The following is a 16,013-nucleotide window of genomic DNA, read 5'->3' as shown; positions in this document are numbered from 1 at the left end:
ATGCTTATATATTCCATTATGGGATTGGAGATTAACTAATTAATGATTTATTAGGCAACCCTTTCGGCAGAAGGCAAACTTGTTAAATCAAGATATTTCAAATGGAATTAGCTGTATAACACTTGAGTACCAAATTTCGTTAAAATATATTTATATATACTTGCCGTAAAACAAATTAATAAATATACCGTATTTATTAAGCACAGATTAATGGTGTGTTACCCCAGTACCTGATCTTATGAGCAAATTTAAGTTTTTTGAAGATGAAGCGGACTATCAACCTATTGCTCCGGTTCAAACAGTTAAGCCTCAAATCGCTATCAATGCCAAAACAGAAAGTTTGGCAAACCTACCCGAAGAAAAAGCCCGTTACCGTGTAGAACAAATGACAATGACCCGCTTAAATGGCATTGTGCAAAGCCATGCGGAAACCCGTCGTGAGTTTTTGGTTACCCGTAAAGGAACCGGTAATAGTTTATGGGTGAATGTAACTCTGGTAGAAAACATTATTAACGTTTACCCTGAGGCCTTTAAAGATGCTATTGCGATGGTAAGCGATGTTGACCTGGTTAAAAGCGACGTGCAGGCGCAGGTAAATATGCAAACCGGTAAAATACTGCACATACTTAATCACCAGGAGATTATTGAAAAATGGAAAAAGCATAAAGCTGCAGTATTGGATAAATACAGCTTTTTGCGTGACCCGGAGACTAAAAACAACCTGTTGAAATTTCTAACTGTTTGTGAAAGTATTATTGTTAACGAAAAAAACCTGATCGAAGACCTGAATACCAAACTTTTTTACGATCTGTTTTTCGATAAGCACCTGGTAGCCAATAATAATGCATTCGAGCCGTATTCGCGGCCGTTTTACTCGCAGTTATTTGAAGGCGAAACCTCGACCCTCGATTTTACTCAGCAAATAACCGGTGAAACAGCGGATAGTGTAAGCCTTTCAAAAACCGGCAAACTGAAGCCCGGCAGCTACAATAGTGCTGAGATAGAAAAACAATACGATCAAAAGTATAAACCTGTAGTGCAATATCGGTTCTCTGAATACGATGTAAAAATTACCGAACAAACCTTGCTGGATACCGCCGGGAAGTGGATTGAAACCTCAGATGTAAACATTACAGAAGCGGTGAAAAATAACGTTGAGATACTGATCGATTACAAACTTAGAAAAATTGAATAATCATGTCGCAATCATATGTACCGCAAAACACCAAGGTGATATGTACCAACATGACCACCAGCACACCGCAGGAAATAAAAGCCACACGCTCATACATCGTTATACATAAAAGTAACAATCAGCCCTTACTAACCCTTGTTGATACTAAATTATCCAATACTTTTAGCTGCAAGGTATCGGGCAAATTGTGGGGCGGTTTTCAGGCGCTTTGCATAGGCATAGCTATAGGTGCCGCTATAGTACTTACAGGCGGCTTAGCTACAGTGGTAATTATCGCAGCCCTCGCTGTGAGCGTTATTGCCGGAGGCACAGCTATTTATAAAATGGCGCACGACTGCGATGCTACATTGCAGGTGAAATGGAAAGATTACAATAAAACAGTTTTTATACAAGGTCAGCAGGCCATACTTCATAATTCTACCTTGCCCTGCCCTAAAAAGGGTGTAGTCAGCATCATTATGGATCCGGCCATCGCAGCTGATGCGGCTAAGGAGATAAGCAGGAATAATAACGACGAGATTTTAGCTCAAATGACTTCCCAGATGTTTATAGGTGCTGTAGGAACAGCTACCGCCGGGGCACCTGTTGCTGCTGTGTTAGCTGCAAGCTTAACCGCTGGTATGTATTTCCCTGCCGAAGCAGCTGGTAATTCATCAAACGAAGTTTTAAAAAATGCTGCTACTACCAATATTGGCGGGGCAGCAATTACAGACGGTGTTGCCGGTGCTTTTGGCAAGGGTGCCATAGTGAACAAAAATGTGTGGAACCTTTTAAAAGGTAGCTACCAAAGTGCGGCAGCAGAAGTAACCGGCGATGCTGCCCAGGGTTTAGAAGGGGCATTTAGAATTGCTATAGCAAACAAAAACCTTAAAGGCTTTGAAGAAGGAAGTAAGTTTAGCGGCTATACGGCTATTGGCGGAGTACTGGCTAATATTACGGTTGGCTACGCTTCTGATAAATTAGAAGAACATTTTGCAGAAGAAGCAGGAAAAGCTAAGCAAGAGGCGAGTGACAGTGATAGAAAAAATGGTATAAATGTTTTATCCGTTAAATAATTATGAGTGCATATAAACCATTTTTCTTTTTATTATTTGTGATTCTTTTCTTTGTAGTTCTTTATAAAGTATCACACAGTCCAGAGAATGATGCAGAAAAGTATTTTAAGTCATACTATACCAACATCATCAAATTAGAAATTATGCCAATTGATAGATTTGAGCATAATTATACTGTTGACTACACACATTATAATACTGGCTTCAGCCTAATAGGTTATAAAGCCCTATCGGGAAAGATATTTGTATTTAACTTCCAAGACTCCATTAGTAAAAAATATTTCTCATTAAGGATTTTTGATAAGAGCATGGAATATACAAATTACATACTGCCACATCTTTTGGATAAGCATATAATGGTTTATGCTAATAAAGAAGATTTTGATAATCCGGCTTACGGAACCAAGCAAAACCCAGTTCCTATTTTTAGCTTCAAAGGGATAGAAGAACCTATTAGAATTACCTCAGAGGCTCCGGAATCAGTAAACGGATACGAAAGCATAGAGCCTACGCAAGCCGAATACGAACATAATGTTCTCCTTTATTTAAAATATATTATGCCTAAAGAGGATTTTAAGAAAAGATTTGAGGGTGGGAAGTAAGTCCAATTAATACTCATAAGTATAAATCTATTTGCCAGTGTTATTAATGTTAAAAAGTGGCCAGACTTAATTTATCAGGCCACTTTCTACGCAGGCGAAATTATTTAGGTTGAGTAGTAGTGTTACCGGTATTGGCACTATGGTTTGAACCGGCAAGATAACCGGCAAGTGTACCTAAAAGGCCTACAACAGGCGTTATTTGTGCATTATCGAAACCGGCAGGTATTAAAAATACCGACACAGTTCCAATAAACATAATTCCAATGAGTTTATAAATTGGAAAAGTATTAGCTTGTGAAGCACTCTTAAATAATAGCACAATTAATATTAAAACTACGCCGAACACAAGTGTAGCAATACTAAGTGTTGTTGATTGGATTTCCGCGCTTGCGGTTTGTGCAGGCTGCATGCTTTGCACTTTTTTTTAACACTTTCAGCTGATCGGCAAGGGTATCGCTTTGCTTTTTTAGCACATCTGCATTTTTTGCGCCTGGCGCCATTTTCAGGATTTGCTGGTCGATCAGTATTAAAGAGTCCTGCTTGGCAATAATCGCCTTTTTCAATGAATCGGCTTTTTCTTTTGCATCCAGCTTAGTTCTAAACTGACCTGGACCGGCAAACATCGTCTGGCAAAGGCAGACGAACAGTAAGGTTATAAAATATCTTTTCATGTTATGATGGTTTAGTTATACTAAATTATATATACCACCATAACTACAATACCGTTAAAATACCTTATTTTCAATCACATACAAAAAAGGCCATAATAAATTATGGCCTTTTTAAGAATTACTTTTCTTATTACCAGTTGATGCCCATGTTGGCAAACATAAACGCCCACTTATCTGCCTGCTGATTAATCACTTGTGCAGTGCTTTGTCCGGCGCCGTGGCCTGCATTGGTTTCAATACGGATTAGTACAGGTGCTGTGCCTTTTTGCATCTCCTGTAAACGGGCTGCAAATTTAAATGAGTGTGCCGGTACCACGCGATCGTCATGATCGGCAGTGGTTACCATTGTAGCAGGGTATTCTGCCGGTTTTAAAGCATGGTATGGCGAATAATGATACAGGTATGCAAACATCTCGGGCGAATCTTCTGCCGTACCATAATCATAAGCCCATCCTGCACCTGCTGTAAATTTATTATAGCGCAGCATATCCATTACACCTACAGCCGGGAAAGCAACCTTGCATAGGTCCGGACGCTGTGTCATGGTCGCGCCAATTAACAACCCGCCGTTTGATCCGCCCGATATAGCCAGGTAGTCTTTAGATGTATATTTATTTTTGATCAGGTATTCGGCAGCAGCAATAAAATCGTCAAATACATTCTGCTTATGCAGCTTGGTACCGGCCTTATGCCAGGTTTCGCCATACTCACCACCCCCACGCAGGTTAGGAACAGCATATACGCCGCCATGTTCAAGCAGCACAATGTTGCTGGTGCTAAAAGCAGGTGTTAAACTCACACCAAAACCGCCGTAGGCATACAGCATGGTAGGGTTATGGCCATTTAAAACAATACCCTTTTTATAGGTGATAATCATTGGGATGCGGGTGCCGTCCTTTGATTTATAAAATACCTGTTTTGACTCGTACAGATTAGGGTCAAACTGCACGTCAGGTTTTTTCCATACAACAGACTTCCCTGTATTTACATCATACTTAAAAACAGTTGGCGGGTATATGTATGATGTGAAAGTATAATAAAGTTGCTTTTCATTCTTCCTGGTGCCGTAAATGGCAGCCGTACCCACACCCGGCAGCTCGACAGTGTGCTCAAGCTTGCCATCCATATTATATTGCTGTACAAATGAAGTGGCGTCCTGCAAGTATTCTGCGAATAATTTACCGCCGCCAGTAGTCACGGTAAGCGCATTTTTAGTTTGCGGGATAAGGTCTTTCCACAGCGTGATTTTAGGATTGGCAGCATCAACTGTTACTACCTTATGGTTAGGTGCGTAAAGATTAGTGTAGATGTAAAGCTTACTTCCAACATTATCTACCACACTATGCTCATTGTCGAAATTGTTAACAATAGGCACAATACTGCTATTAGGCTGCGACAGATCCTGGATATACAATTCATTACCTGTTGTACTATTGGCCGCAGTGATTACCAGGTAACGTTCATCTTCGGTTAAGTAAGCACCTATGTAACGGCGCGGCGTTTGTTCACCGCCAAAAACCAATTTGTCTGTATTTTGAGGGGTGCCCAATTGATGATAGTACAATTTATGATACTGCGTCATCCCGCTGAGGGTGCTGCCTTCTTTAGGCTTGTCATAACTGCTGTAATAAAAGCCTTCATTTCCCTTCCAGGCTATGCCACTGAACTTAACGTCACGCAGGGTATCTCCTACTTGCGATTTAGTTGCAGCATTAAGAACAATTACCTTGCGCCAATCGGACCCGCCTTCTGAGATCTGGTAGGCAACCAGGCTGCCATCTTTGGTGAAATCCATTCCCTGTAAAGAGGTAGTTCCATCTTTAGAGAAGGTATTCGGGTCAAGGAAAACCTCGGGTTCCTGTCCGGGCTTTTGCCGGTAAACAACGTTTTGGTTTTGCAAGCCGCTGTTACGGCTGTAGTAGGTCCAGTCACCTTCAATCATGGGGGCGCCAAACTTTTCATAGTTCCACAATACCTCCAGTCGCTTGCGTATGGCATCGCGGTAAGGGATCTGGTCAAGATAGGCGCGGGTTACTTTATTTTCCTCCTGTACCCAGGCTTTGGTATCAGTAGCATGGTCATTTTCCAGCCAGCGATACGGGTCGGGTACGGTGGTATCGAAATATTTATCAACCGTGTCTACCTTTTTGGTAGCCGGGTAAGGCAGCGTTTTCAAATTCATGGTTTGCGCAAATGTAGAACCGCCCAGCAGAACAGCTAACGGTAAACAGATAAGTTTTTTCATAGCTTTTTAGGGGTGTATAAAAAGCTAATATAGGCGTTAGCGTTCTGTTCGGCAAATAGTTGCAGCAGCTAATTAAGCTGCTGATGGTTCTTCCGTTGCCGGGGCTTCTTCATTTCCTAATTCGACACGCTGATGCTGATAAGGTATTTCTACATTTTTAAAGCCCACGTTCTCTAACTTTTGAGCAAAGTGCTTTTGCGTTTCAAACTCGCCATGTACTAAAAATACTTTTTTCACCTGCGCGGGATCCTGGCACGACATAAATTTGAGCAGGTCTTCATAATCGCCATGAGCACTCATGGATTTGATCGACTTCACCTCGCACTTTACATCATAATCTTCATGGAAGATATTTACCACACGGTCCCCTGCCAGCAAATGCCCACCCAAAGATGATGGTTCGCAGTAACCAACAATAAGTATGGTGTTTTTTTCCTGGCCGATATTGTTACGTATATGGTGCCTTACACGGCCGGCTTCGGCCATGCCTGATGAAGAGATAATCACACATGGTCGCGGATCATTATTAAGGGCAATAGACTCTTCTGTAGACTGGACAAAGCGCAATCCTTTAAAAGAGAAGGGATCGGCATCCACTTTCATAATCTCCGTTACACCTTTATTATATTCTTCCGGGTGATCCTTTAAAACCTGTGTAGCCTGGTCGGCAAGCGGGCTGTCTACATAATAAGGCACATCTGGTAATTTGCCATCTAACTCAAGCGAGTTTAAAGCAAAAAGTAATTCCTGCGTACGGCCAACACTGAACGCCGGGATAATTACCTTGCCGTGGCGCACGTTACAGGTATGCTGTATGATATCATGTAGTGCGGTTGCAATTGGTTTAAGGTCTTTATGAAGCGAATCGCCATAGGTTGACTCCAGCAAGATATAATCCGCCTGTGGAAATGGCTGCGGGCTTCTTAAGATCAGGTCGCCGTAACGGCCAACATCACCGCTAAAAGTAATTTGCGTGTATTTGCCATCTTCTAAAATGGTTAAATGTACAGCAGCGCTGCCAATTACGTGACCGGCATCTGTAAAGCGAACTTTTACACGAGGAGATATTTCGTAATCTTCATTGTATTCTACCACCTTAAATAAGCTCATAGCTGCCATAGCATCCTCTTCGGTATACATGGGGTCTTCCAGCGGCAAGCCTTTTCTTTCGCGATAGCTATTTGCGTATTCGGCGTCAGAAGTTTGTATGCGTGCCGAATCTGCCATCAGTATGCGGGCCAGGTTCATGGTTGCAGGTGTCGAAAAAATCTGCCCTTCAAATCCTTCTTTCACTAATCTTGGGATCAATCCGCAATGATCAATATGTGCGTGCGATAATATCAGATAATCAACCTTTTTAGGGTTAAAACCAAAGTGCCCGTTCAGGTCATCGGCATTGTATAATCCCTGAAACATGCCGCAGTCTAATAATATATTGGTGCCATCATTCAGTTGCACCATGTGTTTGCTGCCCGTTACATTACGTGCAGCACCATGAAAAGTAATATGCATTTATATAGGTGTTTATTTATTAACCCTCAGTAATAAATAAAAGTTTGTAAAATAATTTGTATAACTAAATATTTAGTTATACCTTCATGCTATTAGCAGTCAATATCATGAAAAAACTACTGATAATCGTATTTGCACTTGGTATTAAGTATGCGCAAGCGCAGCATATTGCTGATACTTTTCAACAAGCTGAGGCTAAAGGCTACAGCATGCAAAGCTTGGACAAAAAATATCCAGGTGCGATTGGTGCCGGTGAGGTTGTTTTTAAAGGTGATGACGAAAAGCGACTGATAGCAGCATACAGTAATATGATGCAGGATTTGAGTACCTATCTGAATAAAAATGATTTTTACTGGGACAAACCTGTACGCATATTTAATCGCGTGTATTTTGAGCCTGATGGCAGTATAAGCTATTATCTGGTCAACCTTGCCCCTGTCGGACTGCAAGAGGTCAAGCAGCAAAGATTTTTATCCTTGCTGAATTCATTTATTCAAAACTATAAAATTAACATAACCGCTAAGAGCAGGTTTGCACAATGCAGCCCTGTGATATATAGTAATATAAACAAAAACTGATGATGGAAATGAAAGAATTGACACGTGCCGAAGAGCAGTTAATGCAGGTACTGTGGCAGATAAAAAAGGGATTTGTAAAAGACGTAATAGATCAGTTACCCGAGCCTAAACCAGCGTATAATACGGTATCTACCTTTATACGCATACTGGAAACCAAGGGCTTTGTGGGGCATACCGCACATGGCAAAAGCCACGAATACTATCCTCTGATCAGCAAAGAGCAATACCAAAATTTTGCGACCGATAAGTTGCTGACCGGCTACTTTGATAACTCGGTTAAACGGATGTTCTCCTTCTTTGTGCAAAAAGAAAAAATTGACATGAAAGAAGCCGATGAGATTATGAAACTGATTGAAAAACTTAAAGATAAATAGTTATGACCTGGTGGCAATATCTGATACTGGCAAACATTTATTTGGCGCTGTTTTATGGCTTCTATGCCTTACTATTCAAGCGCGAAACATTCTTTCAGCTCAACAGGGTTTACCTGGTTAGCTCAGCAGTTTTATCGTTTATTATTCCATTAATCCAGTCTGATTGGGTGCGCAACCTGTTTATCACCCAACGTATCAATCAAACCATCTATCAGCTACAGCCGATAAGCATTGGCAATATTCAGCAGCAGGACACCTTACAGCATTATACCATTGGACAGATCATCGGCTTTATATACTTCGCGGGTATTATCATCTTAGCTGGCAAGCTGATCATGCAGTTGATATTGGTGCGCCGAAGCCTTAAGGATAATCAAAGTGACGATGCCTACTCGTTTTTCGGAACGATAAAACTGAGTGGAAAAATTGCTGATAAGGATATTATTATGGCGCACGAGGAAGTGCATGCTAAGCAATGGCATTCTGCCGATGTGCTGTTGATTGAATTGGTGATGATTGCCTGCTGGTTTAATCCTATTGTTTATTTATATCGTAAAGCGGTTAAGCATATCCACGAGTTTATTGCCGACCGCAACGCTATAAAAAGCGGCACCAGCAAGTCAGAATATGCATTGCTACTATTAAGCGAAACCTTTAAAACACCGGCACACCAGTTGGTAAACCCTTTCTTTAATCACAGTTTATTAAAACAACGAATTATGATGTTACAAAAAAACAACTCTAAACGCAGGGCCTTGCTTAAGTATGGCTTGTCGGCGCCACTGTTTGCATTAATGCTGATCCTCTCAGCAGCAACAACACGTACCAATTATGTAGTACAGGCACTGAACTCTAAAACGCAAAAGGTGTTAGACATTGTTGTCGACCCGGCGCAAAAAGACAATGCCACTAATTCAGGTAATGAGGATAATGGGCAGGGCGCAGAAATCTTATCGCCAAGAACACAAGCCTCTGAGCCTATAACTGAAGAATTAAAGGCGCCACTGCATACTGCTAATGAGGATACGACAAAAGCAAAAGGTGCAGTATTTACTGCTGTTGAACATACGGCAGAATTCCCTGGCGGTTTAACAGCTTTTAGCAAATATTTGGGCAAGTCAATCCGTTACCCTAAAGATGCTCCTGGCCCTGAAAAAGTGATAGTACAGTTTATTGTTGAAATGGATGGCAGCCTTAGTGATATACATGTATTAAGGGGCAAAGATCCATTTGCTAAAGAGGCTATACGTGTTTTAGAGGCATCGCCTAAATGGATTCCAGGCACACAGAATGGGAAAAAGGTAAGGCAGCAATATACCGTTCCTATTAGCTTCTCAAAACCTGAGCAGATGGGTAACGTTACAAGGGATACAGTTAAAAAATTAGATGAAATACGCATTGTTTCTATGACCGGGGATACTGCCGGTATATCAAAAGCGAGGTCAACAGTTAGAATTGATACGAAAAACCCTGAAAAACAACCTTTATATATTGTAGATGGTAAAGAGGTTGCCGGTGATGCCCTGAAAAGCATTGCCCCGGATAACATAGAATCTATAAATATACTTAAAGACGCTGATGCAGTAAAGACATACGGAAAGAAAGCTAAAAATGGGGTTGTAATTGTTACAACTAAAGAAGCTAAGGACAAATAAGAAAAGCGGCGAATGCCGCTTTTCTTATTTAAAACGTGTAAGCAGATCAGGCGCTGCCCCGCTTAACTTGATCTTATAACGGTACATGCCGTTGAAATTATCTTCTTCCTTCAAAAATTCATGATTTTTCTTGCTTATCCAGTAAGTCTCGGTATATGTGGTGCCATTAGGTGATTTTCCCTCTGTAGATAGTTTCCAGCAATCAACCTTTTGATTATCCAACAAAGTAATTATCTCGTCTCCGGTCACTTTATAATTTACGTAAGCCGGAGGAGTTAGTCCCGCATCGTAAAAATTAATGGCAAAGATTTTACCCTTAGCTAAAGGCAGCATCTCAAATGTTTCTATATCCAGGTTCCAGTTCAAATTAGGCACTTCAAAATTCAGTTTAAAATCTTTAGCCAGATTTTCTTTAACTGTATCTGCTCCTGCAACCTGTTTTGGGCCCCAATTGTAAGCTTTCAACTTTCCGCCGATACTTTCTGAGTGATACAGCGGTGCAAAATCAGACTTACGATTAATTGAAGTTATTGCACGGTAAGTGGCAGTATCACTACCATACCAGTGCTGTTCTGTTTTAAACACCTGCTCACCGTTAAACTGCTCCAGTTTAATGTTCCGCGTCCATAAGGTTAATAATAGGCTTTTATGCCTGTCTGCCCTTTGGAAATAAACAAGGTATTGCCGCAAGCCAGGTTTAAGTTGCGCTGTAATCAGCTTATGGCTGCTCACGTTGATGGTGTCAACCTGTGCCTGGCTGCGCAATATGCCCGTAAATAAAAATAGAATGGTAATGGTAAAAAGATGTTTCATATCAAAAAAATAAGGTTGCTATTATGACCTTATGATAAGCCAAATGTTACATGCCTTGTCATATCATTCCCCTGAGATCCGATATGATGTGTAACGGAATTGAAACAATACTTGGCAGCTGTAATAAAAATTACATATTTGTTAACAGTTACATAATCTAAAAAATGAAGAGAATTTACCTGGGTGCTTTTGCCTTACTTGCAACAAACTGCACCTTTGCACAAAAAGATCCTGTGGCAGAAAAATTTGCCAGTTATATTAATGTTGATGATGCACGCAAGCATTTAAGTATTCTTGCATCAGATGAGTTTGAAGGTCGTGAAACAGGCAAGCCAGGCGCAGAAAAAGCCGCCAATTACCTTGCAGGCGAATTCAAAAAATTAGGTTTGCAAGGCGCCAATAAAGGCTCTTACTTTTTAGATATTCCGCTTTCTTCTGTATCAAGCAAAGTGAACAGCTTTACGGTTAACGGCTCGGCGCTTGAGTTTGGTAAAGACTTTGTGGCTTTAAGCATTACTGCTGATGGTAACATCAATGCAAATGAAATAGTTTATATAGGTGCTGGCACCGATGTAAATACAGATCTTGCCGATAAAGTTGTTTTGATCAGCAACGAAGGTAAACCTGCTGCCAATGAAACCACGCGGCAGGTGGCCATGCGTTTTCAGAAAACTCTAGTGCAAGTAATGGCGAAAAAGCCGGCGTTAATTATAGTAGCCAGCAGTGGTGCACGTATGCGTGCTCGCAACGTTGAGCGTATTGTAATTAAAAAAGATAACCCTGGACCCAATGTACCAACTCCAATTTTTAGCATTACCGCTGCTGCTGCCGATCAGCTGTTAAAAAACAGTGGTAAAACGTATGCGCAGCTGGTACAGGAACCACAGGTACAAACTATTAAAGCTACTGTAGCAGCCAGCTTCCAGTATATTGTTAAGGATGTAAAAGCGGTTGACGTACTTGGTTTTCTGCCAGGCTCTGATGCGAAGTTGAAAGACGAAGTGCTGGTATTCTCCGCACATTATGACCATATCGGCTTAACTACCGAAGGCCCTGATAAAGTAAATAACGGTGCGGATGATGATGGTTCTGGTACTACCGGCATCCTTGAAATTGCAAGTGCATTTACACAGGCTAAAAAACAAGGCCATGGCCCTCGCCGCAGTATCCTTTTCCTGGGTAACGTTGGCGAAGAAAAAGGGTTATTAGGTTCAGAATACTATACCGATCATCCTGTAATCCCGTTAGAGCGCACCATTACCGATCTTAACATTGATATGATTGGCCGTACAGGTTACGAGTATCAGGGCAAAGCAGATTCTTCAAACTATGTTTATGTAATTGGCTCGGCTATGCTAAGCACTACCCTGCGCAAGGTAACCGAAGAGGTGAACAGCAAGTATACGCACCTTGATCTGGATTATAAGTATGACGATCCGAACGACCCGAACCGTTTCTACTACCGTTCAGACCACTACAACTTTGCTAAACACAATGTGCCAATCATATTTTACTTTGATGGCGAACACCAGGACTACCACAAACCAGGCGATGAGGTGAGCAAGATTAATTTCCCGCTGCTCGTTAAACGCGCACAGCTGGTATTTTACACCGGGTGGGACTTAGCCAACCGCGATGTAAGGCCAATTGTAGATGTTAATACAACGCCACAAGGCAATAAATAAATTCAAAAAAGCGGCATTAGCCGCTTTTTTTGTTTACAGGTAAATCGTACTTTTAAGAGTCCTAAATCTTAACATGAAACGGTTTCCCTATTTAATTATTCTAGTAACTATAATCGGATTTAGCAGTTGTAATGGCCCAAACAAATCATCTGATTCAGACACTGTTATTATAGATACAACAACAAGTAAGCTTGGAATAGATACAACTTTAACTGACACTAATTCAGCTCAGAAATCTGAGCTTGATGATAAACTCAGTGCATTAAAACAATTTGATGTAGATGAGAAAGCTTGGAATAAGCTTTATTCATCTATGCATAAAAGGAATGATGAATTTAGTTCTTCAATAAGATTAAGCGATCCGACATCACCGAAATACGTTAATCGTAACGGTATTTATTGCGAAGTTGAGAAGTCGGCTGATGGAGCAGACTTATATTTTGCAATACAATATTATGCCGATGATTGGCTATTCATTGATAATGCGATTTTCAACTTGGACGGAGAAAATTCCACCTATACTCCAACTGAATTTAAAAGAGACAACGGTGACGGAATGATCTGGGAATGGAGCGAGGAAAGGGTTGAAGATTGGGCAATGCTTAGTAAGTTGGCCACTGCAAAAAAAGCTAAAGTAAAATTCATTGGTCAGCAATATTATAAAATTGTAAGAATCACGCCTCAACAACAAAAGGCAATAAGAAATATGCTTACACTTTACAATGGCTTTTTAAAAGGCTATAAAAAGTAACTTATTGGATTATTGTCGGCAAAAATTTTAATTTTACCGACATGTCTGCTACCGCCGAAAAATTTCTGGCTGACTCTGAAGTAAAAGCTTTTGATCAGGACCATCGTCGTATTATCAATTATAACATTGGTAAGTACGATACTGCCGTGGCCAAAGGCCTGGCAAGGCTGATCAACCTTGATTATGCCAAACGCAAAGGCCACGTAGTTAAATGGCGGGTAATGGAAAACCTGGATAAGTTTTTGCCAGAGTTTGAAGCCAATTTTCAGAAACGGGGTGGCAAGGTACTTTGGGCTAATGATGCGGAAGAAGCCCGTAAAGAAATCCTGAACATCATTGAGCGTGCCGGTGCAAAAACAGTTGTCAAATCCAAATCAATGACCACCGAGGAGATCGGCATCAACGAATACCTTGAAGAACATCACATCGAATCCTTAGAAACAGATTTAGGCGAATACATTGTGCAGTTGCTTGGCCAAAAACCATATCATATTGTTACGCCTGCTATGCACCTGTCTAAGGATAACATTGCCGAACTTTTTAACCAGAAGTTTGGAACCCCCATAGATGCCACACCTGAGCAGCTCACTTTAAAAGCGCGCGAACTGCTGCGCGAAAAATATGTACAGGCCGATGTAGGTATTACCGGTGCAAATTTCCTGATTGCAGATACAGGCAGCATAGCCATTAGCGAGAACGAAGGTAATGCACGCCTGAGCACCACCTTCCCAAAAATCCATATTGCAGTTGTCGGTATCGAAAAACTGATCCCTTCCATCAGTGATCTGGCTTTGTACTGGCCCATGCTATCTACGCACGGCACAGGTCAGAATCTGACGGTTTATAATACTATTTTCAGCGGCCCAAGGCAGGAAGGTGAAACCGACGGCCCTGAAGAAATGTATGTGATCTTGCTTGATAATGGCCGTACCGATTTATTAGCGCAAAAAGAACAACGCCAGGGTTTATATTGCATCCGCTGTGGCGCATGCCTTAATGCCTGCCCCGTGTATAAAAACATAGGTGGACACACTTACGAAACTACCTACAGCGGCCCCATAGGCTCGGTGATTACACCGCACGAACAAGGTATGCAGGATTTTAAGCATTTAAGCTATGCATCGAGCCTGTGTGGTAAATGCACCGAGGTTTGCCCTGTAAAGATCGATATTCATAAAATGCTGCTGCTTAACCGTCGCGATGCTGTTAAGCAGGAAATGGTGACTAAAAAAGAGCAATGGGGCTGGGCGCTGTTTCGCAAAGCCATGCTGAAACGCAGCTGGGTAGATATGATCAAAGGCAAGTTTAAAAACACAATTCTTAAAACATTCTTTAAAAAGAGTTTTGGCGCTTACCGCGAATTACCTAAAATTGCCGACCAATCATTCACCGAGCTTTGGAAAAAACGCCATAACGAAAACTCATGATGCGTAAAGTAGTATTGAACCTGGCCGTAAGTCTTGATGGTTTTATTGAAGGCCCAAACGGCGAGTATGATTGGTGCCTAATGGATCAGGATTATGGTTTAACTGATTTTTGGAATTCCATTGATACCTTGTTTGTAGGCAGAAAGAGTTACGAATTACTTACAACTACGGGCGAGATCAGTCATTTTAATTCTGCTAAAATATATGTTTTTACTAATACACTGGCTGAAGTGGAGCATGATAATGTAGAAATTGTCTCAGGTGCTGATCTTGTTGCCGATGTTAGTGCTATTAAAAACCAGGATGGCAAAAGCATCTGGTTGTTTGGTGGAGCCAGCCTTTTAAGCAGTTTTATGGCCAATGGCTTGGTTGATGAATTTTTGTTGTCGGTACACCCGGTATTACTTGGTGGGGGCAAACCACTGTTTCAGTCAATCAAAGCGCGTACAGGGCTGCAACTTACCGAAACTGTACCTTACTCATCGGGTTTAGTACAGCTTCGGTATACGGTACTGCCAAAGTTTGATCTCAATAATATAGCAGGGTCAGACTATTAATGCATGTTTCCTAAGCCAAACTCGCGGTAGCTGTAAGGCATTACATTACTGCTGCTAAAAGCAAAGGTCAGTGAAGTTTGGTCTATATCAAAATCATAATCCGGATCTTTTGAAGGCACAATGTTAATGGCGCGCAGCAAATACACACCTTCACGGGTCATTTTAAAATAGAACTCCCCTTTCTCGTTGGTAGAAAGCTCCTGCGGAAACTCGGTACCTTTTCCGCTGCGGATAACCAGATTTACCCTTGCCGCTTTAACTGGCTGGCCTTTAAGTAATACTACGCCGGTAATATCGTCGCCATAATTTTGTTTGTATGGGTTCTGCTCAAGAATGACCTCGAAATCTTCCTTCATCGGCTTTTCGTAAGCATTGCCGCCATTCTTATCCACAGCAATAATGGTTTTAAGCACGCTTACACCCTTCTGTTTAAAGCTTTGCTGAAACTGTTTCAGGTTATCGGCGATCTTATCCAGTCCATCTTCAGAAAGAAAGTTTTCAAAGTCTTTGCGGTCAATTTCGTCAGTAGTATGCTGAATGGCAGTAAACATTTGCACACCGTCTTTTTGTAAAACGGTAGTTATTATAGGCGCAACTCCATCCTTAGCTAAGGCAGTAAGGTCTGTACCGCCCTTGCCTGCTTCACCCATAATGATTTTCATTTTGCTTTGCGCATCGTATTTCATTTCTTCGCCTTTACTAAAGGTATTGCCACCGAACAAGTGCAGTTTCAGGGTATCACCTTTATGCGGAAAGAAATCTTCCGGAACCATATAGCGGTCTACCTGACAAAAAGCATTACTTAAACAAGTAAAAATTACCCCGGCTGTGAAAAAAATACGTTTCATTTGCTGCTTCATTAATTTCCCAAACATACAAAGTTTTAAATTTTG

Annotated in this window: 16 protein-coding genes; 10 read left to right on the top strand and 6 right to left on the bottom strand. The window is 41.3% G+C overall.

All coding sequences use genetic code 11. The features are described from left to right. The first annotated feature begins 238 nt into the window (after window positions 1-238). Genes PQ461_RS03335 through PQ461_RS03325 form a run of 3 tightly spaced genes read left to right on the top strand, consistent with a single transcriptional unit; the run spans window position 239 to window position 2,852 of the window. Window positions 239-1,195: a hypothetical protein gene (locus PQ461_RS03335; protein ID WP_274208218.1), complete on the top strand. Its 957-nt coding sequence runs from the start codon at window positions 239-241 to the stop codon at window positions 1,193-1,195. Between the two features lie 2 nt (window positions 1,196-1,197). Beyond that, window positions 1,198-2,250 (top strand): PAAR-like protein, encoded by a 1,053-nt coding sequence (locus PQ461_RS03330; protein WP_274208217.1) that lies wholly within the window; start codon window positions 1,198-1,200, stop codon window positions 2,248-2,250. 2 nt (window positions 2,251-2,252) lie between these two features. Beyond that, window positions 2,253-2,852, top strand: a complete 600-nt coding sequence (locus PQ461_RS03325; protein WP_274208216.1) for a DUF8188 family protein — start codon at window positions 2,253-2,255, stop codon at window positions 2,850-2,852. A 100-nt stretch (window positions 2,853-2,952) separates the two neighbouring features. Here the strand turns inward: PQ461_RS03325 and PQ461_RS03320 are convergent, their stop codons facing one another. From PQ461_RS03320 to PQ461_RS03305, 4 genes are all read right to left on the bottom strand, one after another. After that, a complete protein-coding gene (locus PQ461_RS03320; RefSeq protein WP_274208215.1) occupies window positions 2,953-3,108 on the bottom strand; it encodes a hypothetical protein in 156 nt (51 codons plus the stop codon). 103 nt (window positions 3,109-3,211) lie between these two features. After that, window positions 3,212-3,523, bottom strand: a complete 312-nt coding sequence (locus tag PQ461_RS03315; protein WP_274208214.1) for a hypothetical protein — start codon at window positions 3,521-3,523, stop codon at window positions 3,212-3,214. A gap of 130 nt (window positions 3,524-3,653) precedes the next feature. Next, window positions 3,654-5,768 (bottom strand): prolyl oligopeptidase family serine peptidase, encoded by a 2,115-nt coding sequence (locus PQ461_RS03310; RefSeq protein WP_274208212.1) that lies wholly within the window; start codon window positions 5,766-5,768, stop codon window positions 3,654-3,656. A gap of 72 nt (window positions 5,769-5,840) precedes the next feature. Then, window positions 5,841-7,280, bottom strand: a complete 1,440-nt coding sequence (locus tag PQ461_RS03305; RefSeq protein ID WP_274208211.1) for an MBL fold metallo-hydrolase RNA specificity domain-containing protein — start codon at window positions 7,278-7,280, stop codon at window positions 5,841-5,843. Between the two features lie 107 nt (window positions 7,281-7,387). On the opposite strand from PQ461_RS03305, the gene PQ461_RS03300 reads away from it, so the two are divergent. The 3 genes from PQ461_RS03300 to PQ461_RS03290 are packed head-to-tail and all read left to right on the top strand — an operon-like array spanning window position 7,388 to window position 9,887. Beyond that, window positions 7,388-7,858: a hypothetical protein gene (locus tag PQ461_RS03300; protein WP_274208210.1), complete on the top strand. Its 471-nt coding sequence runs from the start codon at window positions 7,388-7,390 to the stop codon at window positions 7,856-7,858. A gap of 2 nt (window positions 7,859-7,860) precedes the next feature. After that, complete coding sequence (locus tag PQ461_RS03295; RefSeq protein WP_274303974.1) at window positions 7,861-8,232, top strand: BlaI/MecI/CopY family transcriptional regulator; 372 nt, start codon at window positions 7,861-7,863, stop codon at window positions 8,230-8,232. Between the two features lie 2 nt (window positions 8,233-8,234). After that, entirely contained in the window at window positions 8,235-9,887 is a 1,653-nt protein-coding gene (locus tag PQ461_RS03290; protein ID WP_274208209.1) for a M56 family metallopeptidase, read from the top strand. A 24-nt stretch (window positions 9,888-9,911) separates the two neighbouring features. On the opposite strand, the gene PQ461_RS03285 is transcribed toward PQ461_RS03290, so the two are convergent. Continuing rightward, window positions 9,912-10,700, bottom strand: coding sequence for a DUF3108 domain-containing protein (locus tag PQ461_RS03285; RefSeq protein WP_274208208.1), 789 nt, complete (start codon window positions 10,698-10,700; stop codon window positions 9,912-9,914). Between the two features lie 164 nt (window positions 10,701-10,864). On the opposite strand from PQ461_RS03285, the gene PQ461_RS03280 reads away from it, so the two are divergent. The 4 genes from PQ461_RS03280 (at window position 10,865) to PQ461_RS03265 (ending at window position 15,120) form a co-directional block, all read left to right on the top strand. Continuing rightward, window positions 10,865-12,385: a M28 family peptidase gene (locus tag PQ461_RS03280; RefSeq protein WP_274208207.1), complete on the top strand. Its 1,521-nt coding sequence runs from the start codon at window positions 10,865-10,867 to the stop codon at window positions 12,383-12,385. Window positions 12,386-12,458: 73 nt separating this feature from the next. Continuing rightward, window positions 12,459-13,136 (top strand): hypothetical protein, encoded by a 678-nt coding sequence (locus PQ461_RS03275; protein ID WP_274208206.1) that lies wholly within the window; start codon window positions 12,459-12,461, stop codon window positions 13,134-13,136. A 41-nt stretch (window positions 13,137-13,177) separates the two neighbouring features. Then, entirely contained in the window at window positions 13,178-14,563 is a 1,386-nt protein-coding gene (locus PQ461_RS03270; RefSeq protein WP_274208205.1) for a LutB/LldF family L-lactate oxidation iron-sulfur protein, read from the top strand. Beyond that, a complete protein-coding gene (locus PQ461_RS03265) occupies window positions 14,560-15,120 on the top strand; it encodes a dihydrofolate reductase family protein (RefSeq protein ID WP_274208204.1) in 561 nt (186 codons plus the stop codon). The genes PQ461_RS03270 and PQ461_RS03265 overlap by 4 nt, the downstream gene beginning before the upstream one ends. Here the strand turns inward: PQ461_RS03265 and PQ461_RS03260 are convergent. Further along, window positions 15,117-15,968: a DUF4198 domain-containing protein gene (locus PQ461_RS03260; RefSeq protein WP_274208203.1), complete on the bottom strand. Its 852-nt coding sequence runs from the start codon at window positions 15,966-15,968 to the stop codon at window positions 15,117-15,119. The two genes, PQ461_RS03265 and PQ461_RS03260, sit on opposite strands and share 4 nt — an antisense overlap. Window positions 15,969-16,013 lie beyond the last annotated feature (45 nt).

This window comes from Mucilaginibacter sp. KACC 22063 (assembly GCF_028736115.1).
GTDB lineage: Bacteria > Bacteroidota > Bacteroidia > Sphingobacteriales > Sphingobacteriaceae > Mucilaginibacter.
The sequence above is the reverse complement of the archived record's forward strand: the minus strand, read 5'-3'. Positions and strand labels throughout refer to the sequence as shown.

What these genes read in the sequence shown, in the direction of transcription:
- PQ461_RS03315 (WP_274208214.1), bottom strand. Translation starts at nt 3,523, where the DNA reads ATGAAAAGATATTTTATAACCTTACTGTTCGTCTGCCTTTGCCAGACG.
- PQ461_RS03305 (WP_274208211.1), bottom strand. Translation starts at nt 7,280, where the DNA reads ATGCATATTACTTTTCATGGTGCTGCACGTAATGTAACGGGCAGCAAA.
- PQ461_RS03265 (WP_274208204.1), top strand. Translation starts at nt 14,560, where the DNA reads ATGATGCGTAAAGTAGTATTGAACCTGGCCGTAAGTCTTGATGGTTTT.
- PQ461_RS03285 (WP_274208208.1), bottom strand. Translation starts at nt 10,700, where the DNA reads ATGAAACATCTTTTTACCATTACCATTCTATTTTTATTTACGGGCATA.
- PQ461_RS03275 (WP_274208206.1), top strand. Translation starts at nt 12,459, where the DNA reads ATGAAACGGTTTCCCTATTTAATTATTCTAGTAACTATAATCGGATTT.
- PQ461_RS03290 (WP_274208209.1), top strand. Translation starts at nt 8,235, where the DNA reads ATGACCTGGTGGCAATATCTGATACTGGCAAACATTTATTTGGCGCTG.
- PQ461_RS03260 (WP_274208203.1), bottom strand. Translation starts at nt 15,968, where the DNA reads ATGAAACGTATTTTTTTCACAGCCGGGGTAATTTTTACTTGTTTAAGT.
- PQ461_RS03320 (WP_274208215.1), bottom strand. Translation starts at nt 3,108, where the DNA reads ATGTTTATTGGAACTGTGTCGGTATTTTTAATACCTGCCGGTTTCGAT.
- PQ461_RS03335 (WP_274208218.1), top strand. Translation starts at nt 239, where the DNA reads ATGAGCAAATTTAAGTTTTTTGAAGATGAAGCGGACTATCAACCTATT.
- PQ461_RS03330 (WP_274208217.1), top strand. Translation starts at nt 1,198, where the DNA reads ATGTCGCAATCATATGTACCGCAAAACACCAAGGTGATATGTACCAAC.
- PQ461_RS03310 (WP_274208212.1), bottom strand. Translation starts at nt 5,768, where the DNA reads ATGAAAAAACTTATCTGTTTACCGTTAGCTGTTCTGCTGGGCGGTTCT.
- PQ461_RS03270 (WP_274208205.1), top strand. Translation starts at nt 13,178, where the DNA reads ATGTCTGCTACCGCCGAAAAATTTCTGGCTGACTCTGAAGTAAAAGCT.
- PQ461_RS03325 (WP_274208216.1), top strand. Translation starts at nt 2,253, where the DNA reads ATGAGTGCATATAAACCATTTTTCTTTTTATTATTTGTGATTCTTTTC.
- PQ461_RS03300 (WP_274208210.1), top strand. Translation starts at nt 7,388, where the DNA reads ATGAAAAAACTACTGATAATCGTATTTGCACTTGGTATTAAGTATGCG.
- PQ461_RS03280 (WP_274208207.1), top strand. Translation starts at nt 10,865, where the DNA reads ATGAAGAGAATTTACCTGGGTGCTTTTGCCTTACTTGCAACAAACTGC.
- PQ461_RS03295 (WP_274303974.1), top strand. Translation starts at nt 7,861, where the DNA reads ATGGAAATGAAAGAATTGACACGTGCCGAAGAGCAGTTAATGCAGGTA.